We start from the raw sequence: 7,136 nt of genomic DNA, 5'->3' as shown, positions 1-7,136 counted from the left end.
TGTATTCACGTTTACAGTGAGCAACTTGGGTGCAAAGTAGTAGAGTTAAATGTTCAGGTAGACCATGTTCATTTAGTTATAAAAGTTCCGCCAAAGTTATCGATATCAAGACTGATGGGAGCGCTCAAAGGCAAAATAGCACTAAAACTATTTAGTAAATATCCATACTTGAGGAAGAACAAAATGTGGGGTAACCATTTTTGGCAGCGAGGATACTTTGTCAATACGGTTGGAATAAATGAAGAGATAATAAGGCGTTATGTCCGGCATCAAGAGAAAGAAGAAAAGCAGGAGCAAACTCAGTTAACGCTGGAGTAAACAACGCCCCCTTTGAGGGGGCATATATAAAGCCACCTTCTTCAGAAGGTGGATTCTTTACTTGTGCTTAAGGGCTTTGCCTGAGCACAAATGTCGGGCAAAATGCCTGCAATTCAACTGTGTTGGTACCAATTCTCATGTTGCGGGTAGAGGTTTACTCTCATTCTCGTCACAGGCACTTGGGGGAGCAGATAGCCAATCTGTACCACAGTGCCGTTACTGCCATAGATGATGCCCGCTATAATGCGGCTCAGCGTCTGGCTTGGTCGGCGGCGCCGCGCTCGGGGCGATACTGGCAGCTAAGGCTCAAACGGGCTCAGGCCTGGGTGATGCTCAAGGGCAGTGAGCAAAGTCCTCTATGTGTGGGCTTTGTGTTGCTGGAGACCACCTTCCGTGAGCGAGGTTACATCGCTTGCCTTTATGTGGCGCCCGATAGCCAGCGTCAGGGGGTTGCCTCATCCTTGCTTGAAGCCACCAAGAAGTGGGCACTCACCCAAGGCTATCATCACCTGACAACAGATGCTTCGGCGCTGTCCAAACCTGTGTTTGAGCGTGCAGGGTTTCGTTTGCGTCACAAAAGCTATCAGGAAAAATCCGGCCAAATGTTCGGCAGCTATTTTATGAAGCTGATACTGGCGCCTTTGGTGCACGAAAGAGTTAAGTCTTCATGAACTCACCAACTGCCACTCAAATCGAGCATGGCTTTATTGTTCGCCAAGGTCGCCCTGAGGACTGCGCGGCCATCGCCGAGCTGTTTCATCTGGTGGTAAACGCCAGCACAGAGCATTACAGCCAGGCGCAATGCCAGGCCTGGTCGCCGGCAAAGCGCAGCGAAGATGAGTGGCGAAATCGTTTGCAGGGGACGGCGCTCTGGGTTGCCGAAGATGGTCGCAATTTGCTTGGATTTATTAACTTAAAGCCTTTGAATGCGCCGGGTGAAGCCGAGATAGACTGCCTTTTTTCTCACCCCAATGCCCAGCGCCGGGGGATTGCCGCCGAGCTCTACCGGCAGCTATTGAGATACGCCGTCGATTCCGGGGTGCAGTGTTTGAGGGTTGAAGCTTCTTTCTATGCCAAAGCGTTTTTCGGCAAGCAGGGCTTTACAACCTTGAAGCGCAATCAGCATCAACGTCACGGGGAAGTGTTGACCAATTTCAGTATGCTGCTGCAGTTATAACCTAAGCTGCCCTGGAAAATCACCCAAATGAAGTTCCAGGGGCGGCCTTGGACAAACGCCAAAAACGCTGCTGGTTACGGCAAATCAAACACCAGGGCGACAGTACGCTTGTTGCCGGCCTTGATGACAAACTCCTCAAGTTCGTTGATGTGAATGCCATCGCCACTTTGCAGGGGTTCACCTGCCAGTTGCAGCTCTCCTTCCACCACTTGAGCATAGAAGTTGCGCCCCTTTGCCAGCTTGAAGCTCGTCTGCTCGGCAGCGGTTAGCTCCAGGCGGTAGACGCTGGCGTCCTGTTTGATGGACAGGGTGCCATCGCGGCCATCGGGAGTGACGACCGGGGTCAGGGCCGAACTCTGGGCAAAGGCTTTTTGCTGATAACCCGGGGTGCCTCCCTGGCTACTCGGTTGGATCCAGATCTGCAGGAAATGCAGAGGTTCAGTTGCCGAGGCATTGTATTCACTGTGATAGATCCCCGTGCCGGCAGACATAAGTTGGAACTCACCGGCCGGCAGGGTTTTCACATGACCAAAGCTGTCTTTATGGGCTATGGTGCCGGAAATCACATAGCTGATGATCTCCATATCCTTGTGGCCGTGGGTATCAAAACCGGCGCTTGGTGCGACTCTGTCATCATTGATGACCCTCAGGGCCGAGACCCCCATAAACCTTGGATCGTAATAGTTGCCGAATGAAAAACTGTGTTGGCTCTTGAGCCAGCCGAAGTCGGCCCGGCCGCGCTCATCGGCATGACGTACATAAATCATAATTCAGTTCTCCTGCTGGGAAGGTGCAGACAAGTCTTTTATGTGCTCTTCACAGACTTACAGGCCAGGATGCAAGGCCTGTAAGCAGTGAATGGCTTAAAGCAAGATGTGTGCTTTACAAGAATTAATGTGTCTTGCTGGCAATCATGCTGTCGATGGACAGTTTACCGGCGCCGGAAATCGCCAGGGATACAGTGGCGGCCAACAATGCCAGACCAAACTCGTAACCGTTGTTGGACATAAACAAACCGTTGTCCAGGTGCACTGTGACTATCGCCATCAGCATGGTGAAGGCCAACACCGCGGAAGTGGGGCGAATCAGCAAACCTATGATAAGCAGCAGACCGCCGAAAAACTCACTGGAACCGGCCATCAGCGCCATCAAATATCCGGGAGTCAGGCCGATAGAGGTCATCCATTGTCCTGTGCCTTCCAGGCCGTAACCGCCGAACCAGCCAAAGAGCTTCTGGGCGCCGTGAGCCATAAAAGTGATACCTATAGGCAGGCGCAGCGCCAGAGGCGCGAAACCGGCATCGGTGCGGAGCAGTTTTATCATCAGGTGTTTCATAATGGTGTCCTCAATGAATTTGAATAGGGTAGATAGGCTTTCCTGTCCAGTTACTGTGCAGTTTATTCTTGACCTTTACGGCTGAAAATCGGAACATTTTGACATTGAACTTCAAAAAAATTGAACGTAGGTTTTGTCATGCACTCTGTCATTAGCCTGGATGCGCTTAAAGTATTGGATGCTATAGATAAAAAAGGCAGTTTCTCGGCAGCGGCCGAGGCGCTTTTCAAGGTGCCATCTGCCTTGACCTATCAGGTTAAAAAGCTGGAGAGTGAACTGGGAAGCAGATTATTTGAACGTAAGGGCACTCGGGCTCAACTTACCGAAGTGGGACGTTTGGTGTTGACCCAGGGGCGGGAGATCCTGGCGGCCACCGCCCGGCTTGAGGATGCCGTGAGGCAATTGGAAACCGGTTGGGAGGCGCAACTGACCCTGGCGCTGGATACGGTTTTGCCGCAGGCACCGCTGCTTTCACTAATTAAAGAATTCACTGAGCTGGGTAAACAGCTCACCGTCAGCGTGACCCATGAGGCCCTTGGCGGCGGCTGGGATGCGCTTTATTCCAACCGCGCCGATATCGCCATAGGCGTCACGGGCGAATTGCCAAGAGGTCAGTATGAACTGCAAAAGCTTGGTGAGCTGGAGTTTGTGTTTGTTGTGGCGCCTGAGCATCCCTTGGCGCAATTTGACACTGAGATAGCCTCTGAAGCCTTGTTGCAATTTCCATCTATCATAGTGGCAGATACCTCGCGCTCCTTGAGTCAGCGCTCCAGTGGGGTGTTTGACAGTCGTCAGCTTATCCGGGTGTCGTCGATGGAAGCCAAGATCACCGCACAGAAGATGGGAATAGGGGTGGGTTTTCTGCCTGTGCATTTGATCCGGGATGCGTTGGCCAAAGGTGAGTTGGTGCAGCGTGAAGTGGCCTTGCCCAGGCCTTCGCTGCCCATCTATATGGCCTGGCGAAAAGGGGAGATGGGAAAGGCGCTTGGCTGGTTTGCCGAGCGCCTGCAAGGCAGTGACTTTGGTTTATGAAGCGGTTGGTTTATGAAGCTGTAGGTTTATGGAACCATAGGTTTATGGAACCATAGGTTTATGAAGGCGGTAGGTTTATGAAGGCGGTAGGTTTATAAAGCAGTTTATAAAATGGCTTACAACCAGGGTTTAGGAGCAGAGCTTATGGCCTTGAATGGTTGCTTTGCCCGCACAGGGGCGAGGGATAACCGCGCTCAATGTGGCAGGCTTATTCGCCGGCTGCTTCGGCTCTGTGGCTGGTATAGTGCACATGGGGCAATAGCAACTCATCCAGTTTGGGAGCCTTTTTCAGGAAGTTGATGAAGGCGCCCGGCAATGTCAGTGATGGCATGGACTCCTGCCAGCGGGCTTGCAGCAGAGGCTCATAGCCTTCTTTCCCGGCCGTGGTGTAGCAGGTGGACACCCCGACATAATGCTGCTCTGGTGCCAGCGCTTGCCACAGGCCATTTGCCCGCAACAGCTCCAGCCGGAATAGTCTTTCTCCCTGCTGTCTGCGGCCATCATAGAAATATCTCAGCCCATAGGTATAGGGAAAACTGCCGGCGCCGGTACCACGCACACCGTTGTTGGTGGCGGCGTTGATGGCCGACTCCAGTGCCTGGTAGAGGTGTTCCCCGGCGATTTCATATTTAACCAGCGGCAATTCAAACGGCAACAGGCGCCCGAGCACATCGGCTTTGGTCAGTTGTCCTTGGGGCACAGATTGACGCACGCCGCCGGCGTTATGCAGCGCAAAGTCCACTCTTTGGTCTTTGGCTTTGGACTCCAGAAACATACTGCGGCTGACCCAGGGGGCTATTTCACTGCCGTGGGGCAGGGTGCGGCTTGGCAGACGGGTATGCACCAGAGGTTTGGATACCAGGGCAAGCACCTGATTTTCCATGCAGCTTATCGCCGGGCGGAACTCGTTGGCTATCACTTGCTCCATGGCTTCATCGTTATCATCCCAGTGAATACCTGGGTGTTGCTCCAAGATCGCCTTGGCGGCTTGATAGTCGGCTTCGGTGGCCGCCTGGGGGCCGCTCAGCAGAAACTGACGGTCCAGCATAAAGATGTTACTGCCTTCGAGTTGGGTCACCCGGCCCGCGTCATCGAACTGAATGTCGGCGAGCCCCAGGGTTTCGGCATGTTTACCGGCATGGAGGATAGGCACGCCGTTGACGCTTTCACCATAGGGCAGGCATGGCAGGCCAAAACCGCGGAAATCACCCATCAGGGTATGGGTGTGGCCGCCGACGATCAGGCTGATCCCAGGGATAGTTTCGGCCAGTAATCTGTCTTGATCCAACCCTAAGTGACTGAGCACTATGATATGCACTATGCCTTTGGCTCTGAGGGCTTCAACAGTCTTCCTGGTAGTGGCAAAGGCATCGGTAAATTCGGTATCGGGATCCGGCCTGGCGATGGCTTTCATTTGATCCAGAGTAATACCAACTATCGCCAGCTGCTTGTCGTGGAAAGGTTTTATCAGGCAGCGGCCGATGCCTGAGGTAGTATCCAGATCATAGAGGTTGTCCAGCCCTCGAAGACGCCCGGGCTTATCTTCAGCTTCGCCGCTGAGATCCATATTGGCCGCTAGCACAGGGAAGCCGACCTCTTTGATAAAACCGGCCAGCAGAGCGTTGCCATCGTCAATATCATGGTTGCCTATGACCATGGCATCGGGTGCCAACATCTTTAGCAGTTTGGCGTTGGCCCGGCCTTTGAACTGGCTGTAATACAAGGTGCCCTGGAAACAATCGCCGCCGTGGAGCAGGATAAAAGGCTGGTTTTGTGCTTGGGCAGCGTCTCTTGCGGCCTTGACCTGAGCCGAGATCCGAGCGTAGCCACCACTGTGGCTGTGAAGATCAAACTCGCGTCCCTGAGAGTCAATCTTGAACTGAACCCGGCTGGGATCCAAGTGTGAGTGGGTATCGTTGAGATGGGCAAGTCTTAAAACATAATCTGTGTGCATATCATCCTCATTCTGCGAGCGGGGATTGTACACCTCCAGAGGCAGATGAAAAAGGGGGAGCCTGAGCTCCCCCAAAATGATGACTGTATTGATGGGTGGGTCGTTAGCCTGTCAAACTATCTCCCACTTGGATGACACCTGTATTAAAGCACTGAATTAATATTCTGCAATCAGAGCCCTTGGGAGTCAGTGACCGGCTCTCTGTCATCCGAGAGGCGGATCCCTTTATCTTTCATGCGACGTTTCCAAAGTCGCCTTGCCAGTTGCTGCATGTCGGTGGCCGGGTCGTTAATATCGACAATCTCCAGCCCCAGCAAGGATTCGATTATGTCTTCCAGTGTCACCAGCCCCTGACCGCTGCCGTACTCGTCAACCACCATGGCTATCTGAGCGTTGCGTTTGATCATCAGTTCAAACAGCGGCAGGATGCGGGCGGTTTCCGGCACTATCACCAAATTGCGCTTGAGGTTCCCTAGGGGCGCATCTGGGTTATCCCGTTCACTCAGCAGCACATCGGTACGATTGACATAGCCTATAATGTCGTCGTGATCCTTGTCGAAAATAGGCACCCGGGTGAAAGGCTTGTTGATATGCTGGCTGACAAATTCATGTTGAGTCAGGGCGGCCGGCAGAGTGAACATCACGGTTCTTGGAGTCATGATGGCAGTAACCGGCATCTCCTTGACGCTCAGCATCTGAGTCAGAATTTTGCTTTCCTGCTCATCCAGCTCACCGGATTCATGGCCTATCTTGGCCATGGCGCTCATTTCCTGACGGATATACTGGCCAGAGTCACCTTTGCCGAGCAAACGGGTAACCTTATTGGACATCCAGATAAGCGGCAGAGTGATGCGTTCCATCCACACCAGGGCAACAGACACACTGGGGGCCATGGCTCGCCAGTAGTTGGCACCTATGGTTTTGGGGATGATTTCGGAAAAGAATAGAATGAGGAAGGTCAGTACCCCGGAGAATACCCCCAACATCTCATCGCCAAACACTTTGGCGGCCTGGGCACCGGCCACGGCCGCACCTACGGTATGGGCTATGGTGTTGAGTGTCAAAATGGCGACCAGAGGAGATTCGACATTGTCTTTCTGTTTTTGAAGACGTTCGGCAGCGTCCGGGGTGGACTGGCGCTGCGACGCGATATAGCTGGGCGTCACCGAAAGCAGCACGGCTTCAAACACACTACAGAGAAAAGAGACGCCGATGGCGACCAATACAATAACGATAAGCGTTAGCATAAGGGGGGAATTATCACTCCGATGCAAAGGCCAACATTAGCCCAGCGCTATTCTATCATAGAGCTTGTGAGCT

Annotated in this window: 8 protein-coding genes; 4 read left to right on the top strand and 4 right to left on the bottom strand. The window is 53.0% G+C overall.

Annotated features, from left to right (window positions below; all coding sequences use genetic code 11):
- From tnpA to AYI96_RS15760, 3 genes are all read left to right on the top strand, one after another.
- A partial coding sequence (tnpA, locus tag AYI96_RS15770) for an IS200/IS605 family transposase (protein ID WP_144360736.1) occupies positions 1-318 on the top strand: 318 nt, incomplete at its 5' end.
- Between the two features lie 119 nt (positions 319-437).
- Positions 438-989, top strand: a complete 552-nt coding sequence (locus AYI96_RS15765) for a GNAT family N-acetyltransferase (protein WP_233962487.1) — start codon at positions 438-440, stop codon at positions 987-989.
- Complete coding sequence (locus tag AYI96_RS15760; protein WP_101095789.1) at positions 986-1,495, top strand: GNAT family N-acetyltransferase; 510 nt, start codon at positions 986-988, stop codon at positions 1,493-1,495. Before AYI96_RS15765 ends, AYI96_RS15760 begins: the two co-directional genes overlap by 4 nt.
- Before the next feature lie 74 nt (positions 1,496-1,569).
- Here AYI96_RS15760 and AYI96_RS15755 read toward each other — a convergent pair whose 3' ends face one another.
- Complete coding sequence (locus tag AYI96_RS15755; RefSeq protein WP_144361956.1) at positions 1,570-2,262, bottom strand: pirin family protein; 693 nt, start codon at positions 2,260-2,262, stop codon at positions 1,570-1,572.
- A gap of 124 nt (positions 2,263-2,386) precedes the next feature.
- On the bottom strand, positions 2,387-2,830 hold the full coding sequence (locus AYI96_RS15750) for a DoxX family protein (RefSeq protein ID WP_144361955.1): 444 nt from the start codon (positions 2,828-2,830) through the stop codon (positions 2,387-2,389).
- Between the two features lie 138 nt (positions 2,831-2,968).
- Here AYI96_RS15750 and AYI96_RS15745 point away from each other — a divergent pair, with 138 nt between their 5' ends.
- On the top strand, positions 2,969-3,862 hold the full coding sequence (locus tag AYI96_RS15745; protein ID WP_144361954.1) for a LysR family transcriptional regulator: 894 nt from the start codon (positions 2,969-2,971) through the stop codon (positions 3,860-3,862).
- A 208-nt stretch (positions 3,863-4,070) separates the two neighbouring features.
- Here AYI96_RS15745 and AYI96_RS15740 read toward each other — a convergent pair whose 3' ends face one another.
- On the bottom strand, positions 4,071-5,816 hold the full coding sequence (locus AYI96_RS15740) for a bifunctional metallophosphatase/5'-nucleotidase (protein ID WP_144361953.1): 1,746 nt from the start codon (positions 5,814-5,816) through the stop codon (positions 4,071-4,073).
- Between the two features lie 170 nt (positions 5,817-5,986).
- The gene (locus AYI96_RS15735; RefSeq protein WP_144361952.1) at positions 5,987-7,063 is read right to left on the bottom strand and encodes a CNNM domain-containing protein; all 1,077 of its coding nucleotides are present in this window, start codon (positions 7,061-7,063) and stop codon (positions 5,987-5,989) included.
- Positions 7,064-7,136 lie beyond the last annotated feature (73 nt).

The organism is Shewanella sp. MSW, assembly GCF_007636515.1.
Lineage (GTDB): Bacteria > Pseudomonadota > Gammaproteobacteria > Enterobacterales > Shewanellaceae > Shewanella > Shewanella indica.
This window is presented reverse-complemented; position numbering and strand designations above follow the sequence as displayed.